Source organism: Sphingomonas flavalba (assembly GCF_047553045.1).
GTDB classification, from domain to species: Bacteria; Pseudomonadota; Alphaproteobacteria; order Sphingomonadales; family Sphingomonadaceae; genus Sphingomonas_L; species Sphingomonas_L flavalba_A.
Genome location: NZ_CP180208.1, coordinates 1,672,434 through 1,694,141 on the forward strand (window position 1 = coordinate 1,672,434; position 21,708 = coordinate 1,694,141).

Annotated in this window: 18 protein-coding genes; 9 read left to right on the plus strand and 9 right to left on the minus strand. The window is 69.1% G+C overall.

Annotation, left to right across the window (positions count from 1 at the left end; translation table 11 throughout):
- Positions 1-48: 48 nt before the first annotated feature.
- The 6 genes from ACMT1E_RS08065 to ACMT1E_RS08090 form a co-directional block, all read right to left on the minus strand.
- Positions 49-810: a nucleotidyltransferase family protein gene (locus tag ACMT1E_RS08065; protein ID WP_414899545.1), complete on the minus strand. Its 762-nt coding sequence runs from the start codon at positions 808-810 to the stop codon at positions 49-51.
- Positions 807-1,778, minus strand: a complete 972-nt coding sequence (locus ACMT1E_RS08070) for an aminoglycoside phosphotransferase family protein (protein WP_414903338.1) — start codon at positions 1,776-1,778, stop codon at positions 807-809. Before ACMT1E_RS08070 ends, ACMT1E_RS08065 begins: the two co-directional genes overlap by 4 nt.
- Complete coding sequence (tsaE, locus tag ACMT1E_RS08075) at positions 1,775-2,218, minus strand: tRNA (adenosine(37)-N6)-threonylcarbamoyltransferase complex ATPase subunit type 1 TsaE (protein ID WP_414899546.1); 444 nt, start codon at positions 2,216-2,218, stop codon at positions 1,775-1,777. The genes ACMT1E_RS08070 and tsaE overlap by 4 nt, the downstream gene beginning before the upstream one ends.
- Positions 2,215-4,563, minus strand: coding sequence for a PAS-domain containing protein (locus ACMT1E_RS08080; protein ID WP_414899548.1), 2,349 nt, complete (start codon positions 4,561-4,563; stop codon positions 2,215-2,217). The genes tsaE and ACMT1E_RS08080 overlap by 4 nt, the downstream gene beginning before the upstream one ends.
- A gap of 251 nt (positions 4,564-4,814) precedes the next feature.
- Positions 4,815-6,224 carry an adenosylhomocysteinase gene (gene ahcY, locus ACMT1E_RS08085; protein ID WP_414899549.1) on the minus strand — a complete coding sequence of 470 codons (1,410 nt, stop codon included), beginning with the start codon at positions 6,222-6,224 and terminating at the stop codon, positions 4,815-4,817.
- Between the two features lie 165 nt (positions 6,225-6,389).
- Positions 6,390-6,950: a YqgE/AlgH family protein gene (locus ACMT1E_RS08090; RefSeq protein ID WP_414899551.1), complete on the minus strand. Its 561-nt coding sequence runs from the start codon at positions 6,948-6,950 to the stop codon at positions 6,390-6,392.
- Positions 6,951-7,092: 142 nt separating this feature from the next.
- On the opposite strand from ACMT1E_RS08090, the gene ACMT1E_RS08095 reads away from it, so the two are divergent.
- Positions 7,093-7,575: a peroxiredoxin gene (locus ACMT1E_RS08095; protein ID WP_414899552.1), complete on the plus strand. Its 483-nt coding sequence runs from the start codon at positions 7,093-7,095 to the stop codon at positions 7,573-7,575.
- Positions 7,576-7,802: 227 nt separating this feature from the next.
- The gene (locus ACMT1E_RS08100; protein ID WP_414899553.1) at positions 7,803-8,111 is read left to right on the plus strand and encodes a hypothetical protein; all 309 of its coding nucleotides are present in this window, start codon (positions 7,803-7,805) and stop codon (positions 8,109-8,111) included.
- Positions 8,112-8,179: 68 nt separating this feature from the next.
- Here the strand turns inward: ACMT1E_RS08100 and ACMT1E_RS08105 are convergent, their stop codons facing one another.
- Both ACMT1E_RS08105 and ACMT1E_RS08110 read right to left on the minus strand, forming a co-directional pair.
- Positions 8,180-8,818: a hypothetical protein gene (locus ACMT1E_RS08105; protein ID WP_414899554.1), complete on the minus strand. Its 639-nt coding sequence runs from the start codon at positions 8,816-8,818 to the stop codon at positions 8,180-8,182.
- The gene (locus tag ACMT1E_RS08110) at positions 8,818-10,476 is read right to left on the minus strand and encodes a helicase HerA-like domain-containing protein (RefSeq protein WP_414899556.1); all 1,659 of its coding nucleotides are present in this window, start codon (positions 10,474-10,476) and stop codon (positions 8,818-8,820) included. Before ACMT1E_RS08110 ends, ACMT1E_RS08105 begins: the two co-directional genes overlap by 1 nt.
- Before the next feature lie 252 nt (positions 10,477-10,728).
- Between ACMT1E_RS08110 and cysS the strand changes: the two genes are divergently transcribed.
- From cysS to ACMT1E_RS08135, 5 genes are all read left to right on the plus strand, one after another.
- A complete protein-coding gene (gene cysS, locus ACMT1E_RS08115) occupies positions 10,729-12,249 on the plus strand; it encodes a cysteine--tRNA ligase (protein ID WP_414899558.1) in 1,521 nt (506 codons plus the stop codon).
- Between the two features lie 28 nt (positions 12,250-12,277).
- Positions 12,278-13,231 carry a D-2-hydroxyacid dehydrogenase gene (locus ACMT1E_RS08120; RefSeq protein WP_414899559.1) on the plus strand — a complete coding sequence of 318 codons (954 nt, stop codon included), beginning with the start codon at positions 12,278-12,280 and terminating at the stop codon, positions 13,229-13,231.
- A 4-nt stretch (positions 13,232-13,235) separates the two neighbouring features.
- Entirely contained in the window at positions 13,236-14,669 is a 1,434-nt protein-coding gene (locus ACMT1E_RS08125; RefSeq protein ID WP_414899560.1) for an aldehyde dehydrogenase family protein, read from the plus strand.
- 235 nt (positions 14,670-14,904) lie between these two features.
- Positions 14,905-15,402 (plus strand): PEPxxWA-CTERM sorting domain-containing protein, encoded by a 498-nt coding sequence (locus ACMT1E_RS08130; protein ID WP_414899561.1) that lies wholly within the window; start codon positions 14,905-14,907, stop codon positions 15,400-15,402.
- 165 nt (positions 15,403-15,567) lie between these two features.
- Positions 15,568-15,753: a hypothetical protein gene (locus ACMT1E_RS08135; protein WP_414899563.1), complete on the plus strand. Its 186-nt coding sequence runs from the start codon at positions 15,568-15,570 to the stop codon at positions 15,751-15,753.
- 39 nt (positions 15,754-15,792) lie between these two features.
- On the opposite strand, the gene recG is transcribed toward ACMT1E_RS08135, so the two are convergent.
- The gene (gene recG, locus ACMT1E_RS08140) at positions 15,793-17,856 is read right to left on the minus strand and encodes an ATP-dependent DNA helicase RecG (protein ID WP_414899565.1); all 2,064 of its coding nucleotides are present in this window, start codon (positions 17,854-17,856) and stop codon (positions 15,793-15,795) included.
- A gap of 72 nt (positions 17,857-17,928) precedes the next feature.
- Between recG and ACMT1E_RS08145 the strand changes: the two genes are divergently transcribed.
- Together ACMT1E_RS08145 and mfd are read left to right on the plus strand one after the other, a co-directional pair.
- Positions 17,929-18,195, plus strand: coding sequence for a succinate dehydrogenase assembly factor 2 (locus ACMT1E_RS08145; protein WP_414899567.1), 267 nt, complete (start codon positions 17,929-17,931; stop codon positions 18,193-18,195).
- The gene (mfd, locus tag ACMT1E_RS08150) at positions 18,192-21,653 is read left to right on the plus strand and encodes a transcription-repair coupling factor (protein WP_414899569.1); all 3,462 of its coding nucleotides are present in this window, start codon (positions 18,192-18,194) and stop codon (positions 21,651-21,653) included. The genes ACMT1E_RS08145 and mfd overlap by 4 nt, the downstream gene beginning before the upstream one ends.
- The last annotated feature ends 55 nt before the right edge of the window (positions 21,654-21,708 follow it).

A 21,708-nucleotide genomic window follows, 5' to 3' on the forward strand; every position in this document is an offset into this window, starting at 1 on the left:
GCCGCGCCACCGCCAAAGGGCGGCGCACGATGACGGCGGCAGCCAAGTCTACCGGTTGGCCAGCATCGCCTCGGTCTTGCGGATCGCCGGCGGGGTGCCGACGTCGAACCACAGACCCTGATGGACGAAGCCGAAGGCGCGGCCGTCGGCGATCGCCCGGTCCCACAGCAGGTTGGTCGAAAACGGCCCCTCCGGCGCGTCGGCGAACAGCCGGTGGGAAATCAGCTGAATGCCGGTGAACACGAACGGCGCCACCTTGCCGGGCCGCCGCCGGCTGATCCGCCCGGCCGGGTCCATATGAAAATCGCCGACACCGACGTGGCAATTGGCGCGGGCCAGCGGCACCAGCAGCAGCAGCGCGTCCATCCGCGCGTCGTCCCATTGCGCCGCCAGCATCCGCAGCGTGTCACTCGGCCCGTCGACCCACAGATTGTCGCTGTTGACCGACAGGATCGGGTCTTCCGACAGCAGCGGCAGCGCTTTCTTCAGCCCGCCGCCGGTTTCCAGCAACTGTTCGCGCTCGTCGGAAAAGACGACATCTATCCCCTTGACCCGGTTGCGGATATGCGCCTCCAGCGCATCCGCCAGATAGTGAACGTTGACCACCGCGCGCGCGACCCCGGCGGCGCGCAGCCGGTCGAGCGTGTGGTCGAGCAGCGTCTTGCCCGCCACGCTGACCAGCGGCTTCGGCCGGGTCGCGGTCAACGGCCGCATCCGCTTGCCGAGGCCGGCGGCCAGCACCATCGCGGTGCCGAGCGGCGGGCCGCCGGGGTCCGGGCGCAGGGCGAGCGGCTTGCGGGTCCGGCTCATGCCAATGCCCCCCGCTTTTCCACCGGGACATTGGCGTCGAACCACGCCTTGACCGGCGCCAGCGCCGGGTGGGCGAGGTCGCGTTCCAGATAGGCCCAGACCCGCGGCAGATAGGCCAGGTAACGGTCCTTGCCGTCGCGCTTCCACAAGCGGGTGAAGATGCCGACGATCTTGGCGTTGCGCTGGGCGCCGAGCAGCGCATAGGCCGCGTCGAAGCCGGGCGCCGGGTCGGCGGCGGCGCGGTAGCGGTCGAGCATCTCTGCCTCCAGCGCCTCCGGCACGTCGCGCCGGGCGTCCTGCAGCAGCGAGACGAGGTCGTAGGCCGGATGCCCGGCCAGCGCGTCCTGGAAGTCAAGCAGGCCGAGCGCGGCAAGCCCCTCGCGCCCTTCGATCAGCATGATATTCTCCGCATGGTAATCGCGCAGCACCGTCACCCCCTGCCCGCCCGTGCCGTAAAGCGGGGAAAGCGCCGCATCCCACGCCGCGTCGTAGCCGGCGCCGTCCACCGCCAGCCCGGCGGCCGGAGCGAACCATTCGGGCAGCAACCGCGCCTCACGCAGATATTCGGCGCGGTCGTAGGGCGGCAGATCGGCGGCGTGGTGGCGGTGGAGGGCGACGAGCAGATCGACGGCGGCTGCGTAGATCGCCTGCTCGCGCTGCGGCGCCGCATCGACCACTTCGCGCATCCGCGCATCGCCGAAATCCTCGATCAGCACCAGCCCGGCGTCAAGGTCGGCGGCCAGCGCGCGCGGCGCCGAAAAGCCGAGCGTGTCGAGATGCTTCGCAATCTTCAGGAACGGGCGCGGGTCTTCGTGCGGCGGCGGCGCATCCATCAGTACCGCCCGCCGATTGGCGTCGACGACGCGAAAATAGCGGCGGAAGCTGGCGTCTCCGGCCAACGGCAGGATGCTGGCATCGGGCCAGCCGGCGGTGGCAAGGAAGTCAGCCGCGCCGGAGGGGGGAATCATTGTGGCGGCCATCGCTCTTCCCAAGGCGCCGGGACCGTCGCTGTCAAGGACCTGTGCCCGTCGGCCTCCGGCGCGATCGCCAGCACCAGTGCCTCCGGCCACAACCGCGCGCCCATCCGTTCCGGCCATTCGACCAGCAGCACGCCGTCGATCAGCGCGTCGTCCAGCCCCAGTTCCTCGGCATCCTCCGGCCCGTCAAGCCGGTACAGGTCGACATGGCAGACCGGCAGCCGCACCGCCGGCGGATCATAAGGCTGGACGATCGCGAAGGTCGGGCTCGGCGCCTCCCCCTCCAGCCCCAGCGCGACGAGGATCGCGCGGGCCAGCGTCGTCTTGCCGGCGCCGAGCGGCCCTTGCAGCGCGATGACATCGCCCGGCCGCAGCCGCGCGGCGATCGCGGCACCCAGCCGGGCGCTGGCGGCCTCATCGGCGAGGATCATCGCGGCAGCCGCATCGAAACGGCGGTGCCCTGCCCCGGTTCGGACACCAGATCGATCGTGCCGCCATGCGCCTCGACAAACTGGCGGGCGAGCGGCAGGCCAAGGCCAAGCGACGTGCTTTCCTCGCGCGCGTCACCGGCGCGGCTGAACCGGTCGAACGCGCGCGCCTGCTGGCCCGAATCCATACCCGGCCCGTTGTCGGACACGACCAGCCGGGCCGCCGTCGCGTCGCCGTCCCCGTACAGCAGAACACGGCCCTGTTCCGGCGTATAGCGAATCGCGTTGCGCAGCAGGTTGTCCAGCGCCTGCCGCAGCCGCCGGGCGTCGCCCTGCACCCCGCCGAGCGACGGCTCCACCCGCAGTTCGAAATCGATCGCCTTCTCCGCCGCCGCCGCGCGCATGCCCTCCGCCGCGTCGGCCGCCAGCCGGGCCAGATCGACCGGGTGGCGCTCGATCGGCAGGCCGCCGGCCTCGCTGTGGGTCAGGTCGAGCACGTCGTCGATCAACGCGCCCAGCCGCCCGACCGATTCGAGGATCGCGGCGACATAGTCGCGCGCGGTCGGTTCCAGCGCCCCGGCATAGCCGCCGGCCAGCATCTCCGCGAAACCGCCGATAGAGGTCAGCGGCGTGCGCAGCTCGTAACTCATATTGGCGACGAAGGCGGTCTTGATCCGGTCCGCCGCCTCCAGCGCCTGATTGCGGTCGCGCAGCACGCTTTCGATCCGGCGGCTGTCGGTGATGTCGAGCATGGTGAACAGCGCGTTGCCGTCGGGCAGCGGCACCGTCGCGAATTCGAAATGCCGGCCGTTGTTCAGCGCGACGCGGCCGCTGCGCTGCTTGCGCTCGACCGTGGCGATGCGGACCAGTTCGCGGATCAACGCGCCCCGCGCCGGGTTGGTCAGCATCCGCCCGACCGCCTCGGCCAGCTGGTCGACGCGCGGATGCGCCGCCAGCATGTCCTCATCGAACCCCCAGATTTCGCGGAAACGGTTGTTCCAGATCTGCAAGCGGCCGTCGGCGGCGAACACCGCCACCGCCTCGAACAGATTGTCGAAGGTCGCGGTCCGCACCTGAAGCAAGGTGTCGCGAGCGCTGGACAGCGCGACCTCCTCGGTCCGGTCCTCGAAGATGATCAGCAGTCCGCCGTCGGGGAGTGGCTGGGCGACAACGCGCAGGTGGACGCCGCCGGACAGCACCCAGCTTTCCTCGTGCGCGGCGGCGTCGGTGAACCAGGCGCGGCGTTCGTCGCGCCACTGGCGGAAATCGCGGACCTCCGGCAACCGCCCGGCCTCGCGCATCCGGTCGAGCACCCGGTCGAATTCCGGGCGGTCGGCCAGCCATTCGTTGCGCATCGCGAACATGCGGCGGAACGGCTGGTTCGAAAAGCTGAGGCTGCGGTCCGGCCCGAACTGGGCGACGCCGGCCGACAGCCGGTCGAGCATGTCGCGCTGCGCGTCGACGAAGCGGCGGAACGCCATCCGCGCCTGTTCCAGCTCGTTGACATCGATCGCGAAGCCGGCGACACCGGCGTCGCCCAGCGGCACGTCGACCACCTGCAACATCCGGCGGGCGCCGCCGATCGTCGCCGGTACCATGCGGCTGATCGGTTCACCCGCGTCGCGAGCGGCGGCGGCCATCGCCAGCGGTCCGCGCCCGCCCGCCGTTTCGACCAGTTCCAGCCCGCGACGGATGGCGTCGGCGGCGGTTTCCGCCTCCACCGCCTTCACATAGGCGGTGTTGACCAGGGTCAGCCGCAAATCGGGGCCACGGTGCCACATCGGGATCGGCGCCGCCTCGATCACGCCGGACAGCGCCTCGAACGCGCGGCCCAGCCGCTTCGCTTCCTCGCCCAGCCGGCCGATCTCGGCCTGACTTTCGGTCGCGTCGAAAAACCAGACGATCACCCCGCCCGGCGTTTCCAGCCCCGGCGCGGTCGGCGCGCCGCGCAGCAGCAGCGTGCGCGACGATCCCTGCGCCCGTGCCGCGCGGGTGAACGGCTTGCCCGATTTCTGCGCGGCGGCGACATCGCGGGCCAGCCCGGCGGCATCGTCGGCGGTCAGCCCGCCGCTTTCCCCCGCCAGATCGGCGAGGTAGGCCGGCATCCGCGCCAGCCCCAGCCAGTCACCCAGTCGGGGCGGCGCCTCTATCCTGCCGTCGCCGCGCACGATCAGCGGCAGCGCCGGCGCCGAATCGAGCAGCGCGGCGAAACGCTCCGCCCGGCTTGCCGTGTCGCGCGCATCCAGCCGCATGCGCAGGCCGGTCATCACCGCCCACCCCGCAACCGCCAGCCACAAGGCAAGGACGACGCCGGCGAGCAGCGCGATCGTTGGGGAAAGGCCAGTCATGCGGCCGCCTGTCTAGTGCCCTGTCGCCCGTTCCGGCAAGCGGCTCTCCACCCGGCCCTTCGCCGGCGTGGTCCAGTCCTTCGCAATCAGGGGCACGCGCCGCTCGCCACAACGCCGCCTGCGCCCGTCGCCTGCGCGCCGCATCCGCGGTTCAGGGCATGCGGAACCGGAGAAAGCCCGGCCCTGCCCCAACGCAAACGGGCGCGCCTGCCCGGTGGCAAGCGCGCCCGCTTCGCGTGTGGTCATAGACCTCAGTAGCGGTAATGATCCGGTTTGAACGGCCCTTCGACCGGCACGCCGATATAGTCCGCCTGCTTCTTGGTCAGCGTCGACAGCTTGACGCCCAGCTTCTCCAGATGGAGCGCGGCGACCTTTTCGTCGAGGTGCTTCGGCAGGACATAGACCTCGTTCTTGTACTGGTCGCCCTTGGTCCACAGCTCGATCTGCGCCAGCACCTGATTGGTGAAGCTGGACGACATGACGAAGCTCGGATGGCCGGTGGCGCAGCCCAGGTTCACCAGCCGCCCCTTGGCGAGGATGATCAGCTTCTTGCCGTCGGGGAACTCGACCAGGTCGACCTGCGGCTTGATCTCGTCCCACTTCATGTTGGCGAGGCCGCCGATCTGGATCTCGCTGTCGAAATGGCCGATGTTGCAGACGATCGCGTGGTCCTTCATCGCCCGCATATGCTCGACGGTGATGACGTCGGCATTGCCGGTCGCGGTGCAGAAGATATCGGCGCGGGTCGCCGCTTCCTCCATCGTCACCACTTCATAACCTTCCATCGCCGCCTGCAACGCGCAGATCGGGTCGACTTCCGTCACCAACACACGGGCGCCGCCCTGGCGCAGCGACGCGGCAGACCCCTTGCCGACATCGCCGAAACCGGCGACGCAGGCGATCTTGCCGGACAGCATCACGTCGGTGGCGCGGCGGATCGCGTCGACCAGGCTCTCGCGGCAGCCGTAGAGATTATCGAACTTCGACTTGGTGACGCTGTCGTTGACGTTGATCGCCGGGAACGGCAGCAGGCCCTTCTTGGCGATCTCGTAAAGCCGGTGGACGCCGGTGGTCGTCTCTTCCGACACGCCCTTGATCGCCTTGACGGTGGCGGTCAGGTAGCCGGGCTTGCGGGCGATGAACTCGTTCAGCGCGCGCTGGAATTCGACTTCCTCGTCATTCTCCGGCGCCGGCAGGCTCTCGCCCGCCTCGATCCGTGCGCCCCACAGCGCGAACATCGTCGCGTCGCCGCCGTCGTCGAGGATCATGTTGCTGGGCGTATCGCCCCAGTCGAAGATGCGCTGCACATAGTCCCAATATTCGCCCAGCGTCTCGCCCTTGATCGCGAAGACCGGGTTGCCGCCGGCGGCGATGGCGGCGGCGGCATGGTCCTGGGTCGAAAAGATGTTGCACGATGCCCAGCGCACCTCGGCGCCAAGCGCGGTCAGCGTTTCGATCAGCACCGCCGTCTGAATGGTCATGTGCAGCGAACCGGTGATCCGCGCGCCCTTCAGCGGTTGCGCCGCGCCATATTCGGCGCGCAGCGCCATCAGGCCGGGCATCTCCGTCTCGGCGATGGCGATTTCCTTGCGGCCGAAATCGGCGAGGTTGATGTCCTTGACGACATAATCGTCGAACGATGCGGCGGGGGCGGTGGCCACTTGCGATCTCCTTGAAACAATGAACCGCAACAAAGACTGGCTTTGGGGCGGTCGTTGGCGCGCCCCTTAGCGGTGCGCGCCGTTCAAGGCAAATATAAAGATATCCTTATATGTGCTTCGGCATATCTGTCCCACGATGAACCGACGCGCGGCAAAACGTGCGGTTCAGGCGGTTCCCGCCTGCGGCGCCAACATTGCGCTGTTGATCCCGGCGGTGCGAAAGGCGGCGCGCCAGCGCGCATCGACCGGGGTGTCGAACAACAGCCGGTCGCTCGCCTCGGTGGTGAACCAGCCATGGCGGGTCAACTCCCCCTCCAACTGGCCCGGCGACCAGCCGGCATAGCCGAGTGCGACCAGCCAGCGCGCCGGCCCCTGCCCCTCCGCGATGGCGCGCAGGATGTCGATCGTGCCAGTCAGCGCCCAGCGCCCGGAAACGTCGATCGTATCGTCGCCGCTCCAGTCGGCGGAATGGAGGACAAAGCCGCGCTGCGGTTCAACCGGCCCGCCGACATGGACCGCGCAGTTCGGCGCCAGCCCGACATCGATGTCGAACCCGCCGAGCAGATCATGAAAGCCGACGCGCGGCGCCAGCCGGCCGATGCCGATGCCGAGCGCCCCGTCCTCGCCATGGGCGCACAGCGCGATCACCGCGCGTTCGAAGCGCTGGTCGCCGATGCCCGGCATGGCGAGCAGCAATTGCCCGCAAAGCGATGTCGCCTGTTCCATTCCCCTCCATAGCCGCATCGGCGCGCCGCCGTCATGCCCCGAGACGGAATTTCGCCGCGCCATCGCGCCATCCCCGCTTGACGCGGGCGCCCTGTCGCCCGACCTAGGGGGGCACGCGAAGATTCACGGCATGGAGGCAAAGATGACGATCAAGACCGGCGACCGGCTGCCCAGGACCAATTTCGTGACCCCCGGCGAATCGGGCCTCGAACAGGTCGATTCGGACGAGTTCTTCAAGGGCCGCAAGGTCGCGCTGTTCTCGGTCCCCGGCGCCTTCACCCCGACCTGCTCGGCCCGCCACCTGCCCGGCTATGTCGACAAGGCGGCGGAGTTGAAGGCGAAGGGCGTCGACGAAATCGCCTGCACCGCGGTCAACGACGCCTTCGTCCTCGGTGCGTGGAGCAAAAGCGCCGACGCCGACGGCAAGGTGACGATGCTCGCCGACGGCAACGGCGCCTTCGCCAAGGCGATCGGGCTTGAAATGGACGGTAGCAAGTTCGGCCTCGGCACCCGTGGCCAGCGTTATTCGATGATCGTCGACGACGGCGTCGTCACCAGCCTGAACGTCGAGGAAGGCGGCGACTTCAAGGTCAGCTCCGCCGAACACATGCTCGACCAGCTTTAAGGCGCACGCTCTCCCGCTTGCTCCCGGCGCCCGCCGGTGTCCTGACCCGCATGTGCGCACGCGGTGGCAGCGACGCCGGCGGGCGTCGGCACAAGTGGCGTCGGGCGTGCGGCCTGCCGCCGATTGGCAAACCGAAGACCCCCGCCGCGCCTCTTTTCGTCGCAGCGGGTGGAAAGATACGCCGCCTCGCGGGTTGATGGGGAACCAGTCAAGCGAGGAGCGTTCCGATGACCGAAGACCCGATCCTGCCCGCCGCCGCCCCGATCGATTCGACGATGCTCGACACCGCCGAAACCATCGTCGAGGATAACGTGCACGGCCTGCGCGAACGCGCCGGGGAACTGCGCGACGAACTGCGCGACAAGGCGGAAAGCCTGTGGAACAGCGGCGTCGAATTCGCCCGCGAGCGCCCTTATGCGGCGGCCGCGGTCGTCGGCGGTGTCGCCGCGACGGCTGCAGCCGCCGTCTATGGCGGCAGCAAACTCGCCGCCCGCCGGGCCGGCGATGCGCCCGACGAGACGCCGTCCGCATCCTGATTGACCCGGTCGCCGGTGCCGGTCCGAACGGATCGATGCCGGCGCCCGCCAGGTGGCGGACGGTTGAGCTATTCCACCCCGCGCCGGAAACGGATTTCCCGGTCGTGGCGGGTCAGCACCAGTTCGCCGCCCTCGACGCCCAGCCGCTCGTCGCGGAAATCGGCCTTGCCGACATCGTTGGCCTCGAAGTGGAAGACGATCCGCCGTCCGCCGGGCTTGACCGCATAAGGCACGTAAGGCGCGGCGTAGACCGGCAGGTCGGGGACGATCGCCTCGACCGTCTGGCCCGCCGGGACCGGCACCCGCCCATCCTCGTCCGCCTCGACATAATGGACCTTCGGGTCGCCCGCGTATTGCACGGCAAGCGTCAGGGTGAATTCGCCGAGCGCGTCCGGCTCGTCCAGGCTGACATAGAGCGCGCCGTCGCCGGACGCCGCGTCGCTGACCACAACGAAGCGCGGCGGCACCACCGCCGGCTCGGTGGTCAGCAGCACCACGCCGTCCTTTTCGCGCCAGCGCCCCGCCGCCTGCTCGTCTAGCGCGCCGTAGCTAAGGCCGTAACGGAATTTGCCGTCGGCGCCCAGGATCAGCCCTGCCGCCATTTCCATCGCGTTGGCGCTGTATGTACCGGCCAGCGGCGACGATGCGGCGCTGGCGGCGGCGACGGGCGCGATCAGCAGCGGCCCGAAAAGCAGCAGCGATCGCATCACCGCCCCTTGAACAGGCCGCCGAGCAGCCCGCGCACCAGCCCGCCGACAACGCTGCTGCCGGCGCCGCGCGTCGTCCCGAAAATCTGCTTCGACACCTGGTTCGCCACCTGCCGGCCGATCGCCGACGACGCCGAACGGGTGGCGGAGGTGATCGCCCGGTTGATTGGCGAATTGGCGGCGGCGCGGTCCGCTTCCCGCTGCTGGCGCACCGCCTCGCGCTCGGCGGCGACACGGGCGCGTTCGGCTTCCTTGGCGGCGCGGGCATCCTCCTTCGCCTTGGCGGCGGCGGCCTTTTCGGCCTCGCCCTGTGCCTTGGCCTCGGCAGCGGCGGCCGCCGCCTCCTGCGCCTTCGCACCCAATATCTCCTCGGCCGATTCGCGGTCGACGGCGGCATCGTAGCGGTCGCCGATCGCGTCGGTGGCGATCATCACCTTGCGCTCTTGCGTGCTGAGCGGCCCCACCCGCGAGCAGGGCGGCTTGATCAGCACGCGCTCAACCGGCGACGGCGCACCGTCCGGCAGCAGCAGCGACACCAGCGCCTCGCCGACCTTCAACTCGGTGATGACGGTGGCGACGTCGACGCCGGGGTTGGCGCGGAACGTCGTCGCCGCCGCCTTGACCGCCGCCTGGTCGCGCGGGGTGAACGCGCGCAGCGCGTGCTGGACACGGTTGCCCAGCTGCCCGGCCACCGTGTCGGGAATGTCGATCGGGTTCTGGGTGATGAAATAGATGCCGACGCCCTTGGACCGGATCAGCCGCACCACCTGCTCGATCTTCTCCAGCAGCCCCTTCGACGCATTGTCGAACAGCAGGTGCGCCTCGTCGAAGAAGAACACCAGCACCGGCTTGTCCGGGTCGCCGACTTCCGGCAGGCTCTCGAACAGTTCGGACATCAGCCACAGCAGGAAAGTCGCGTACAGTTTCGGGCTGGCCATCAGCTTGTCGGCGGCCAGAATGTTGACGACGCCGCGCCCCTTGTCGTCGCGCTGGATGAAATCGGCCATCGACAGCGCCGGCTCGCCGAAAAAATGCTCGCCGCCCTGCGAACGCAGCTGGAGCAGCGCGCGCTGGATCGTGCCGATGCTCTGCTTCGACACATTGCCGTAGGTCGCGGTCAGCTCGTCCGCCCGCTCGGCGCAATGGACCAGCATCGCCTGCAGGTCATCGAGGTTGAGGAGCAGCAGCCCTTCCTTGTCGGCGACGGTGAAGGCGATGGTCAGCACGCCTTCCTGCACCTCGTTCAGGTCCATCAGCCGGGCGAGCAGCAGCGGCCCCATTTCCGATATCGTCGTGCGAACCGGGTGCCCCTGTTCCCCGAACAGGTCCCAGAACTGCACCGGATTGTCGGCATAGGCCCAGTCGGTCAGGCCGATTTCGGCGGCACGGGCGGAAAAGGGCGCATGGGTCTTGGCCGTCGCCGACCCGGCCATCGCGATGCCGGACAGATCGCCCTTCACGTCGGCGACGAAGCTCGGCACCCCGGCGGCGGAAAAGCCCTCGATGATGCCCTGCAGCGTCACCGTCTTGCCGGTGCCGGTCGCCCCGGCGATCAGCCCGTGGCGATTGGCCCGCTTGAAGTTCAGGACCTGCGGCTTGCCGCCGCCCGACCCGATATAGACCCCGCTCTCGTCCGCCACGCCGATCCTCCGCACCACTGGGCGCCCCATTTAACCCGACAGCCCGGCCCGTCCATAGCGGAATACGGCCCGACCATACCCCAGCTCGGATCGGACCGGCCCACTCCCGCCAAAGCCCGGATCGGCACAGCCTAACCCACCCGTCCATCCCGAGCGCAGTCGAGGGGCCACCACGAGCGAAGGCGAGGGGCCTCTCCAAGCACAATCCACGGACGCCCCCACCCCCCAGACACTTGCCGCCGGCGGGCGGACGCGGCATGGCGCTTGGCCATGACGATCACGGGCGCCCCCCTCCAGCTGTTCAACAGCCTCAGCCGCGCGACGGAACCGTTCGCGCCGATCGACCCCGGCATGGTCCGCGTCTACAGCTGCGGGCCGACCGTCTATCACTACGCCCATCTCGGCAACCTGCGCGCCTATGTGTTCACCGACACGCTGCGCCGGGTGCTCAACTGGAAGGGCTGGCCGGTCAACCACGTCATCAACATCACCGACGTCGGCCATCTGACCTCCGACGCCGACGCCGGCGACGACAAGATGGAGGCAGCGGCGAAGCGCGACGGCAAGTCGATCTGGGACATCGCCGCCTTCTACACCGAAGCGTTCAAGCTGGATGTCGCCCGGCTCAACATCCGCCCGCCGACTTTGTGGTCGGTCGCCACCGATCACATCCAGGACATGATCGAGTTCGGCCGCGCCATCGCCGACAAGCATTGCTACCGGCTCGACAGCGGCCTGTATTTCGACAGCACGACGGTGCCGGACTACGGCGCCCTCGCCGGCGCCCGGCCGGACGAGACGGTCGGCCGCATCGCCGAGGTGGAGGGCAAGCGCCACGCGCCGGACTTCGCGATCTGGCGCGCCTCCGCCCCCGGTGAGACGCGGCAGATGGAGTGGCAATCGCCGTGGGGTCCCGGCGCGCCGGGCTGGCACCTCGAATGCTCGGTGATGGCCCGCAAATATCTCGGCGACCGCTTTGACATCCACACCGGCGGCATCGACCACCGCGAGATCCACCACGTCAACGAGATCGCGCAGAACCAGGCGCATAGCGGCACCGCCGACACCGGCGCCAACTGGTGGATGCACAATAATTTCCTGATCGATCGCGGCGGCAAGATGTCGAAGTCGAAGGGCGGCTTCGCGACGCTGCAGTCGCTGGTCGATCGCGGCGTCCACCCGCTCGCCTATCGCCTGCTGTGCCTGACCGCCCATTATCGCGGCGAGCTGGAATTCACCGCGGAGACGATGGCGGCGGCGCTGACCCGGCTGAAACGGCTGGTGATGGCGGTCGGCAAGCTGCGCGAGGCGGCGACCGACACCGGCTGGCTGCGCGTGCTGGACGAAGCATCCGCCGGCAAGGGCGCCTCCAGCGCCTGGCAGCGTGCGGCGATAGAGGCGCCGCTCCCCGCCCCGGCCCGCGCACTGCTCGACCGCTTCGACGCCGCCATCTCGGCCGACCTGATGACCCCGCAGGCGTTACCGCTGCTCGACGAGGCGATCGGCCTGAAGGCGCTGTCCGCCGACGACCGGTTGCGGCTGGTCGCGACGATGGATCTGGTCCTCGGCCTCGCCCTCGTCACCACCGACCGCGCCGCGCTGCGCGTCCGCCCGGCCGATGCGACGCTGGACGAAGCGGCGGTCAAGGCGCGGATCGCCGAACGCCGCGCCGCCCGCGCCGCCAAGGACTTCGCCGCATCCGACGCGCTGCGCGACGAGCTGGCGGCGGCGGGGGTGGAGATCATGGACGGCGACCCGCTCGGCTGGGACTGGGCGGTTTCGCTGGATTGATCGTCCGGCGCGGGTCTACACTCGCGCCATGTCCACGCCCATCGTCGCCGTCCTCCCCGCCCTCGCCCGCCCGCTGATCGCCGATCACCTGCCGCCGGGCATCGCCGCCAAATGGTTCATGACGGCGGAGGAAGCGATCGCGCTCGCCCCGTCGGCGGAGATCGGCTGGCTCGACATGGCGGACCGCAACGCCACCGCCGCCGCGCTGGCGGCGGGCGAACGGCTGAAATGGGTGTCGACCATCTATGCGGGGCTGGATGCGTTTCCGGTCGACCAGTTGCGCCGGCGCGGCACGCTCGTCACCAACGGCACGGGGGTCAACGCCATCGCCGTCGCCGAATATGCGGTGATGGGCATGCTGACCGCCGCCAAGCGTTTCCCCGAAGTCGTCCGCGCGCAGGACCGCGGCGAATGGCTGACCGACGCGCCCGGCAAGGTCGAGCTGTTCGGCAGCCGCGCGCTGATCCTCGGCTACGGCACGATCGGCCGCGCGATCGGCGACCGGCTGAAGGGCTTCGGCGTCGATGTCACCGGCGTCCGCCGCACGCCGGACGGAGAGGCCGGCGTCATCGGCCCAGACGCATGGCGGGAGCAGCTTGGCAGCTTCGACTGGGTGGTGCTCGCCGCCCCGGCGACGGCGGAGACCCACCTGCTGCTCAGCGCGGCGGAGATCGCGGCGATGAAGCCGGACGCCTGGCTGGTCAACATCGCGCGCGGCAGCATCGTCGATCAGGACGCGCTGATCGCCGCCCTCGCCGCCCGGCGGATCGGCGGCGCCTTCCTCGACGTGACGGAGCCGGAACCGCTGCCGGCGGACAACCCGCTGTGGCACCTGCCCAACTGCATCATGACCATGCATCTGTCCGGCCGCGCCCAAACACGCATGTTCCGGGTGGCGGCGGAACTTTTCCTCGATAATCTCGTCCGGTACCTGCGCGGAGAACCGCTGCGCAATCAGGTCGATCTGGCACGGGGATATTGACGGTATGGCCAGGCTGAAAGACGTCTACCCGCTCTATCTGGCCAACCGGCCGCAACAGCCGAACGCCGATCTGGCGGTGACCGACAAATATACCGGCGAGGTCGCCTTCCGCGTCGCCCAGGCCGATGCGGCGACGATCGACGCCGGCATCGCCGCCGCCGTCACCGCCGTGGAGCCGATGGCGCGGATGGCCAGCTACGAACGGCAGGCGGTGCTCCAGCACTGCGTCACCCGCTTTACCGAGCGCGCCGACGAACTGGCCTATGCGCTGTGCGTAGAGGCGGGCAAGCCGATCCGCGACAGCGAGGGGGAGGTCGGCCGGCTGATCGACACCTTCCGCATCGCAGCCGAGGAATCGACCCGGCTCTACGGCGAAGTCCAGCCGCTCGACATCTCGGCCCGCGCCAAGGGCTATCAGGGCATCTGGAAACGGGTGCCGATCGGCCCCTGCTCGTTCATCTCGCCGTTCAACTTCCCGCTCAACCTCGCCGCGCACAAGGTCGCGCCGGCGATCGCCGTCGGCTGCCCGTTCGTGCTGAAACCGGCGAGCCGCACCCCGCTCGGCGCCCTGATCATCGGTGAGGTGCTGGCCGAGACCGACCTGCCGGAAGGCGCCTTCTCCATCCTCCCCGCCCACCGCGAAGGCGCCGATCTGTTCACCACCGACGATCGGCTGAAGCTGCTGTCCTTCACCGGCTCCCCGGCCGTCGGCTGGGATTTGAAGGCGCGCGCCGGCAAGAAAAAGGTGGTGCTCGAACTGGGCGGCAACGCCGCCGTCATCGTCGATCGCGATGCCGACCTTGCCGATGCGGTCGACCGCACGCTGTTCGGCGCCTTCTACCAGTCCGGCCAAAGCTGCATCGGCGTCCAGCGCATCGTCGTCCATAGTGCGGTCTACGCCGATTTTCGTGACCGGCTGGTCGCCGCGACGAAAAAACTGGTCGCCGGCGACCCGAAGGACCGCGCGACCTTCGTCGGCCCGATGATTGACGAAAAGGAGGCGGCACGCGTCGCCGACTGGATCGCAGAGGCGCGTGCCGGCGGCGCTACCCTGCTGTGCGGCGGCGCGCGCAAGGGGACGTTGCTGCAGGCGACTCTGCTCGAAAACGTGCCGAAAGACTGCGCGCTTTACCGCGAGGAAGCATTCGGCCCGGTGGCATGCCTGGAACCTTTCGACAGCTGGGGTGAGGCGCTGGACATCGTCAACGCCAGTCGTTTCGGCCTGCAGGCGGGGCTGTTCACCCGCGATTTGTTCCAGGCACTCGACGCGTGGGACCAACTTGATGTCGGCGGCGTCATCGTCAACGACATCCCCAGCTACCGGGTTGATTCAATGCCTTATGGCGGGGTCAAGGATTCCGGCCTCGGCCGCGAAGGCATCCGTTTCGCGATGGAGGACATGACCGAAATTCGCAATCTGGTCATCAGGCGGCGCTGAGCGCTGAAACCGCCACAAAACAGGACAGTCCGAAGCTTTTGATTCATTGCAGAATCGTAAACTACGGATTAACCTCCGCCGATTAATTAGTCCGCGTTCATGTCAGGGGTGACACACTATGTTGCGTAAGCTTGCTCTGTCGACCGCCGCTGCAGTGACCTTCATTGGCCTCGCGTCTCCGGCTTCCGCTCTGACGCTCGGGTCCACGAATTGCGCGCTTTCGGACATTGGCTCCGTGCTCGCCGGCACTCAGGCGATCGCCTGCGGTGGCTGGTATGACAACAACAATCTGAACGGCAACAGCGAAGCGAAGCGGAAGGATTCCGCTGCCGCTCTCAACGCGCTGTTCAACACCACGACATTCAACTGGCAGACGCTGAGCTGGATCGACCAGTTCGATGTCAGCGGCAACGTTATCAATTTCGACACGCCGCTTTTCGGCCAGACCGTCCTCGCCATCCACGTCGGCGCCGCCAAGGGCCAGCCGACCGGCGTCGGTTATACGTCGACCGCCTTCTTCATCTTTGACGCGGGCAACCTGCTGGGCGGCCTGAAGTCGCTGGACTTTAACCGGGCCGGGCTGTCCAACGTCCGCGTGTATTCGACCGGCACCTTTACGCCGCCGACCAACGCCGTGCCGGAACCGGCGACCTGGGCGATGCTGATCGCGGGCTTCGGCCTTGCTGGCGTGGCAGTGCGCCGCCGTCGCCGGACCAGCGTTACCTTCGCCTGATCCGACGCAGACTCGCAAAAAAGGGGCGGCCGGCGGTCGCCCCTTTTTTTATGCCCGTTGCCCGGGCGGATGCGACGAAGCGAGCGCCTGCCCCCTGTCCGGGCTAAAGGCTACACGCTATATTGGGCCTGCGCGGGGGGTGGCTGTTCAGCTCCGGAGAGCGCAATGACCACCTCAAAATCAAATATCTGGATCAGGCGGGCGGCGGCAGAAGCGCGGGCGGCGCTCGCCGCGACGACGCCAGCCGCCGTGCGCCTGCACCGCGGCCTTGCCGCCGCCTACCACGTCCGCGCCACCTGCGGCGTGCCGATGATCGACATCGCTTTCCTGACCGACCGCCAGCCCCGCTGATCCCGTCGCTGGCTTCGCAGCAGGCCCCCTCGCCCCGCCCTAGCCGGATCGCAGCAGGTTCACCCCCGCGTCGCGCTCGAACAGGTACAGCGCCAGCCGCGCCGCCTGCCCACGCGGGCCGTCCAGCCCGCCGTCGCGGTCGACCAGCAGCCGCGCGTCGTCGCTGGCGATCGGCAGCAGTTCCTGCAATGCTGCATCATCGGCAAGGCGAAACACGTGCTCGCCCGACTGGCGGGTGCCGAGCAGTTCGCCCGCCCCGCGCAACCGCAGATCCTCCTCGGCGATGCGGAAACCGTCGTTGGTCTCGCGCATCAGCGCCAGCCGGGCGCGGCCGGTCTCGCTCAACTGCCGCCCGCGCAGCAACAGGCAGACAGACCGGCCGCTGCCGCGCCCGACCCGCCCGCGCAGCTGGTGGAGCTGGGCCAGCCCGAAACGCTCCGCCCCCTCGACGATGATCAGCGTCGCGTTCGGCACGTCGACGCCGACCTCGATCACCGTCGTCGCGACGAGCAGCGCGGTCTTGCCGGCGGCGAAGGCGGCCATCGCCGCGTCCTTGTCCGGCCCCTTCATCCGGCCGTGGACCAGCCCGACCCGGTCCTCGCCGAAGCGCAGGCGCAGCGCCGCCGCCCGCGCCTCCGCCGCCGCCTGATCGCTGGTTTCGCTTTCCTCGACCAGCGGGCACACCCAATAGGCCTGCCCGCCGCCGGACAGATGGCGGGCAAGCGCGTCGACGACCTCGTCCAGCCGCTCGTCCGACATCACCCGTGTCTCGATCGGCTGGCGTCCCGGTGGCATCTCGTCCAGCCGGCTGACATCCATCTCGCCATACTGGGTCAGGGTCAGCGTGCGCGGGATCGGCGTCGCGGTCATCACCAGCAGGTGCGGCGGCCGTTCCGCCTTCTGCGCCAGCAGTAGCCGCTGGGCGACGCCGAATCGATGCTGCTCGTCGACCACCGCCAGCCCCAGCCGTTTGTAGGCAACCGCCTGCTGGAAGATCGCGTGGGTGCCGACCAGTATGTCGATCGATCCGTCCGCCAGCCCGATCAGCGTCGATTCGCGCGCCTTGCCTTTCTCGCGCCCGGTCAGGATCGCGACATTGACCGGCATGCCGGCGAGCAGCGCGGTCAGGCTGGCGGCATGCTGGCGGGCGAGGATCTCGGTCGGGGCAAGCAGCGCGCCCTGCGCCCCGGCCTCGACCGCCGCCAGCAGCGCCATCAGCGCGACCAGCGTCTTGCCCGACCCGACATCGCCCTGCAGCAGCCGCAGCATCGGCGTCGCCTGCGCCATGTCGCCGGTGATCTCGGCGATCGCGCGGGCCTGCGCCCCGGTCGGCGCATAGGGCAGGCGCAGCCGGTCGCGCAGCCGCCCGTCCCCGGCCAGCGGCTCGCCCCGCCGCTTGCGCTCGGACGCGCGCACCAGCATCAGCGCCAGCTGGTTGGCAAAAATTTCGTCATAGGCCAGCCGCCGCCGCGCCGCCTTGTCGGCCGGGTCGGCATGGGCGGTGACCAGCGCCGCCTTCCACGCCGGCCAGTCCTGCCGGGCGAGCACGCTCGACTCGATCCATTCCGGCAGCTCCGGCGCCCGCGCCAGCGCCTGCGCCGCCAGCGCCGCCAGCCGCTTTCCGGTCAGCCCTTCGGACAGCGGATAGACCGGCTCGCGCTCCGGCAGGTCGGCGGCCTCCTCCGGCGGCAGCACATGATCCGGGTGGACGATCTGGCGTTCCTCGCCATAGCTTTCCAGCTTGCCGGACACGACGCGCGCCTCGCCCAGCGGCAGAAGCTTCTTCGCCCAGCCCGGATTCCCCCCGAAATAGACGAGACTGACAATATTTCCTTTAGAATCAGATGCATGAACCCGAAACGGCCCGCGCCCACCGCCCTGCCGGTAATCGAGCGGGGTCAATATGACCGTGATAACCTGGCCGACAACCGCCTCGTCCAGGCTGGCCACCGGCGTCCGGTCGATGAACCCGCTCGGCAGGTGAAAGGCGATGTCCACCGCCCGCGCCAGCCCCAGCCGCTCCAGCGGCCGGGCCAGTTGCGGCCCGATGCCTTTCAGTGCCGTCACTTCGGCGAACAGCGGATTGAGTATGGCGGGTCGCATGGCTATCTGACCCCCTCTAGCCCATCAGCCGGCAGGCCCGATAGCCCGCCGGCCGCTTCGCATTGGACAGTCATGGATCGCGACGCCCGCCTCAAACGCCTCCGCTTCCGCGCCTGGCACCGCGGCACCAAGGAGGCCGACCTGCTGGTCGGCGGATTCTTCGACCGCAACGCCGCCGGCTGGAGCGCGGACGAGATCGCCTGGTACGAGGCGCTGATGGACGAGCAGGATGTCGATATCCTCGGCTGGGCGATCGGCACCATCCCGGTCCCGCCCGACATCGACGGACCGATGATGCAGGCGATGCGGGTGCTGGATTATATCCCGATCGCCGAATGACTGCGCTCCAGACCATCCTGAACGCGGCCGATCCGCTTGTCCTGTCCGGCGCGCCGGCCGGCTTCCTGCCGTGGCTGTCCGCCGACATCGCCCGCGCCGCGCGCGGCCGCCGCACCCTGTTCATCGCGCCGGACGAGCAGGCGATGCGGGCGCTGGCCGATACCGCCGCCTTCTTCGCGCCGGAACTGCGCATCCTGACCTTCCCGGCGTGGGACTGCCTGCCCTACGACCGCGCCTCGCCGTCGCTGCGCGCCACCGCCGAACGGCTGGCGACGCTCCACGCGCTGCAGGCGAAACCGGCCGGGCCGGAACTGGTCGTCACCACGATCAACGCCGCCACCCAGCGCACTCTGACCCCGTTCCGCATCCGCCAGCTCGTCGCCCGCCTCGCCCCCGGCGAACGGATCGAGCGCGACCGGCTGGCGGCGCTGCTCCAGGCCAACGGCTATATCCGGGTCGAGACCGTCGCCGACCCCGGCGAATATGCGGTGCGCGGCGGGCTGGTCGATCTGTTCCCATCGGGTGAAGAACAGGCGCTGCGCCTCGATTTCTTCGGCGACGAGATCGAGTCCGTCCGCCGCTTCGACCCCGCCGACCAGCGCACCACCGGGCGGGTCGACGGCTTCACCCTGCTGCCCGCGTCGGAAGCGCTGCTCGACGAGGACGGGATCAAGCGGTTCCGCGGCCGCTACCGCGAGACGTTCGGCGCCACCGCCACCGGCGACCCGCTCTATCAGGCGATTTCGGACGGCCGGCGGCTGGCCGGCATGGAGCATTGGTTGCCGCTGATCGAGGAGCGGCTGGCAACGTTGTTCGACCATCTCGCCGACGACACCGTCATCGTCTGCGATCACGGCGCCCCGGCGGCGGCCACCGCCCGTTTCGAGGCGATCGCCGACTATCACGCCAACCGCGTCCGCGCCCAGTCATCGGACCCCGGCAGCTACCGCCCGCTCGACCCGGCGACGCTCTACCTCAGCGCCGACGACTGGGCGGCGCTGGTCGCGGCGCGGCCGATGCATCTCGTCTCGCCGTTCCGCGAACCGGAAAGCACCGGCGTCCTCGACTTCGCGGTCGACGGCCCGCGCGATTTCTCGCCGGAGCGGGCGCAGAACGCCAATGTCTACGAAGCGGTCGCCGCCCACGCCCGCACGCTGGCGCGCGGCGGCCGGAAGCTGGTCCTCGCCAGCTATTCCGCCGGCTCGCGCGAGCGGCTGTCCGCCCTGCTCGCCGACCACGGCATGACCGGCCTGACCCCGGTAGACACATGGCAGGACGCGCTGGGTGCCGCCCAGCACGGCGTCGCGCTGGTCGTCCTGCCGCTCGATCACGGCTTTGCCGCGCCCGACGTCGCCGTGCTGACCGAACAGGACATGCTCGGCGACCGGCTGGTCCGGCGGCAGAAGCGCAAGAAAAGCGCCGACGCCTTTCTGTCCGAACTGGCGACGCTGACGCCCGGCGATCTGGTCGTCCATGTCGACCACGGCATCGGCCGGTATGAGGGGCTGGCGTCGATCCCGGTCGGCACCAGCCCGCACGACTGCGTGTGGCTGACCTATGCCGGCGGCGACAAGCTCTACGTTCCGGTCGAAAATATCGACGTGCTGTCGCGCTACGGCGCGGAAGGCGACGGCATCGCGCTCGACCGGCTGGGCGGCGAAGCCTGGCAGCGGCGCAAGGCGCAGATGAAGGAGCGGATTCGCGAAATCGCGAACGAGCTCATCAAGACCGCCGCCGAACGCGCGCTGCGCCCCGCCGACGTCGCCGAGCCGGATTCGGGCGGCTACCCCGCCTTTGTCGACCGCTTCCCCTATCAGGAGACCGACGATCAGGAACGGGCGATCGGCGATGTCATCGCCGACCTCGCTGCCGGCAAGCCGATGGACCGGCTGGTGTGCGGCGACGTCGGCTTCGGCAAGACCGAAGTCGCGCTGCGCGCCGCCTTCGTCGCGGCGATGGCGGGGATGCAGGTGGCGCTGGTCTGCCCGACCACCCTGCTCGCCCGCCAGCACCACATGAACTTCGTCGAACGCTTCCAGGGCTTCCCGATCCGCGTCGGCCGCCTGTCCCGGCTGGTTCCGGCCAAGGAGGCGAAGGCGGTAAAAGAGGGGCTGGCCGACGGCACGCTCGACATCGTCATCGGCACCCACGCGGTCATCGCCAAGGGGGTCGCGTTCAAGCGGCTCGGCCTGGTCATCGTCGACGAGGAACAGCGGTTCGGCGTCGTCCACAAGGAACGGCTGAAGGCGCTGAAAACCGACGTGCATCAGTTGACCCTGACCGCAACGCCGATCCCGCGCACGTTGCAGATGGCGATGAGCGGCCTGCGCGAACTGTCAGTCATCCAGACCCCGCCGGTCGATCGGCTGGCGGTGCGGACCTATGTGATGCCGTGGGACCCGGTGGTGCTGCGCGAGGCGCTGCTGCGCGAACATTACCGCGGCGGCCAGAGCTTTTTCGTCACCCCGCGCATCGCCGACCTGCCCGACATCGAACGCTTCCTGCGCGAAGAGGTACCGGAGGTCCGCTACATCGTCGCCCACGGCCAGATGGCGCCCGGCATGGTCGAGGAGCGGATGGCCGCCTTCTACGACAAGCGCTACGACGTGCTGCTTTCCACCACCATCGTCGAAAGCGGCCTCGACATCCCCAGCGCCAACACGCTGATCGTCCACCGCGCCGACCGCTTCGGCCTTGCCCAGCTCTACCAGCTACGCGGCCGCGTCGGCCGGTCGAAGACCCGCGCCTATGCCTATCTGACCACCCACGAACGGGTGCTGACCGAAACGGCGGAAAAGCGGCTGAAGGTGCTGTCGGACCTCGACAGCCTCGGCGCCGGTTTCCAGCTTGCCAGCCACGACCTCGACATTCGCGGCGCCGGCAATCTGCTGGGCGACGAGCAGTCGGGCCATATCCGGGAAGTCGGCTTCGAACTGTACCAGTCGATGCTGGAGGAAGCGATCCTCAGCGCCAAGGCCGGCGGCATCGGCAAGGCGATGGAAAAAGATAGCTTCTCGCCCCAGATCACCGTCGACGCGCCGATCATGATCCCCGACGATTACGTGCCGGACCTCGACCTGCGCATGGGGCTCTACCGCCGCCTGAACGAAATCGAGGACAAGCAGGGCATCGAGGCGTTCGCCGCCGAGATGATCGACCGTTTCGGCAAGCTGCCGCCGGCGACCGCCAACCTGCTGACCGTCATCGAGATCAAGATGAACGCCCGGCGCGCCAATGTCGTCAAGATCGACGCCGGCCCGCGCGGCGCGCTGGTCAGCTTCCATCAGGACAGCTTCCCGGATATCCCCGGCCTGCTCGCCTATGTCGACCGGCTGAAAGGCACGGCGAAGCTCAGGCCCGACAACCGGCTGGTCATCACCCGCGCCTGGGGCGACCCGGCGGCACGGCTGAACGGCATCCTCCAGCTATCGCGCGGGCTGGCGAAGATCGTCGGGTGAAAGGCAAACGGGCCGTCGATTTGACTCGGATCGCCAGCGCAACATAATCTTCAGC

Bases quoted from the DNA above. Each gene is read 5' to 3' on its own strand.
- tsaE (WP_414899546.1), bottom strand. From the start codon at position 2,218: ATGATCCTCGCCGATGAGGCCGCCAGCGCCCGGCTGGGTGCCGCGATC.
- ACMT1E_RS08090 (WP_414899551.1), bottom strand. From the start codon at position 6,950: ATGGAACAGGCGACATCGCTTTGCGGGCAATTGCTGCTCGCCATGCCG.
- ACMT1E_RS08120 (WP_414899559.1), top strand. From the start codon at position 12,278: ATGTCCACGCCCATCGTCGCCGTCCTCCCCGCCCTCGCCCGCCCGCTG.
- ACMT1E_RS08065 (WP_414899545.1), bottom strand. From the start codon at position 810: ATGAGCCGGACCCGCAAGCCGCTCGCCCTGCGCCCGGACCCCGGCGGC.
- ACMT1E_RS08125 (WP_414899560.1), top strand. From the start codon at position 13,236: ATGGCCAGGCTGAAAGACGTCTACCCGCTCTATCTGGCCAACCGGCCG.
- mfd (WP_414899569.1), top strand. From the start codon at position 18,192: ATGACTGCGCTCCAGACCATCCTGAACGCGGCCGATCCGCTTGTCCTG.
- ACMT1E_RS08135 (WP_414899563.1), top strand. From the start codon at position 15,568: ATGACCACCTCAAAATCAAATATCTGGATCAGGCGGGCGGCGGCAGAA.
- cysS (WP_414899558.1), top strand. From the start codon at position 10,729: ATGACGATCACGGGCGCCCCCCTCCAGCTGTTCAACAGCCTCAGCCGC.
- ACMT1E_RS08095 (WP_414899552.1), top strand. From the start codon at position 7,093: ATGACGATCAAGACCGGCGACCGGCTGCCCAGGACCAATTTCGTGACC.
- ACMT1E_RS08145 (WP_414899567.1), top strand. From the start codon at position 17,929: ATGGATCGCGACGCCCGCCTCAAACGCCTCCGCTTCCGCGCCTGGCAC.
- ACMT1E_RS08105 (WP_414899554.1), bottom strand. From the start codon at position 8,818: ATGCGATCGCTGCTGCTTTTCGGGCCGCTGCTGATCGCGCCCGTCGCC.
- recG (WP_414899565.1), bottom strand. From the start codon at position 17,856: ATGCGACCCGCCATACTCAATCCGCTGTTCGCCGAAGTGACGGCACTG.
- ACMT1E_RS08070 (WP_414903338.1), bottom strand. From the start codon at position 1,778: ATGATTCCCCCCTCCGGCGCGGCTGACTTCCTTGCCACCGCCGGCTGG.
- ACMT1E_RS08080 (WP_414899548.1), bottom strand. From the start codon at position 4,563: ATGACTGGCCTTTCCCCAACGATCGCGCTGCTCGCCGGCGTCGTCCTT.
- ACMT1E_RS08100 (WP_414899553.1), top strand. From the start codon at position 7,803: ATGACCGAAGACCCGATCCTGCCCGCCGCCGCCCCGATCGATTCGACG.